The sequence below is a fragment of the Blautia sp. DFI.3.45 genome (genome assembly GCF_020593505.1).
Lineage (GTDB): Bacteria > Bacillota > Clostridia > Lachnospirales > Lachnospiraceae > Blautia_A > Blautia_A wexlerae.
Genome location: NZ_JAJDMI010000135.1, coordinates 1 through 947, shown reverse-complemented (window position 1 = coordinate 947; position 947 = coordinate 1). Strand labels below are relative to the sequence as shown.

The window sequence follows — 947 nt, the reverse complement described above, 5'->3', positions numbered from 1 at the left end:
CAAAAGGATCTGTAAGAAAAAAAGGAAAGAAATGGTACTACCGCTTCTATGTAGAGGACGCAAGCGGCAATCTTGTTCAGAAAGAATGCGTTGGAACAGAAAGCAAAAGTGAAACTGAAAAACTGCTCCGTCAGGCAATGGATGATTATGAGAAAAAGAAATTTGTTGCCAAAGCGGAAAATCTCACAGTCGGACAACTTTTGGATGTGTGGGCAGAGGAGGAATTAAAAACAGGTACGCTCAGCAATGGTACGGTGGAGAATTACCTCGGAACAATCCGAAATATTAAGAAACACCCATTGGCAGAACGTAAACTGAAAAATGTAACCTCTGAACATTTGCAATCTTTCTTCGATTTGCTTTCCTTCGGGGGAGTTCATCCCGATGGAAAAGAGAGAAAGGGTTACAGCAAAGATTACATCCATTCTTTTTCCGCAGTCATGCAGCAATCATTCCGCTTTGCAGTATTTCCAAAGCAGTATATTACGTTCAATCCTATGCAGTATATTAAACTGCGGTATCAGACGGATGAAGTGGATTTGTTTTCTGATGAGGATATGGACGGAAATGTCCAACCAATTTCACGAGAAGATTATGAAAGACTGCTTGCTTATCTGCAAAAAAAGAACCCAGCCGCAATACTTCCAATCCAGATAGCCTATTATGCCGGGCTTCGTATTGGAGAAGCCTGTGGTTTGGCATGGCAGGACGTAAATCTGGAAGAACAATGCCTTACCATAAGACGCAGCATCCGATATGATGGCTCAAAGCGCAAATATATCATCGGACCAACCAAGCGGAAAAAAGTAAGGGTTGTTGATTTTGGAGATACACTGGTAGAGATTTTCCGTAATGCCCGGAAAGAGCAGTTAAAAAATCGAATGCAGTACGAAGAACTTTATCACACGAACTACTACAAAGAGGTCAAAGAGAAAAACAGAGTGTAC

At 41.5% G+C, this 947-nt stretch carries 1 protein-coding gene; it reads left to right on the top strand.

Going from position 1 to position 947, the window contains the following annotated elements; all coding sequences use genetic code 11:
* On the top strand, nt 1-947 hold a 947-nt coding region (locus LJE09_RS17245; protein WP_227311602.1), incomplete at both ends, for a tyrosine-type recombinase/integrase.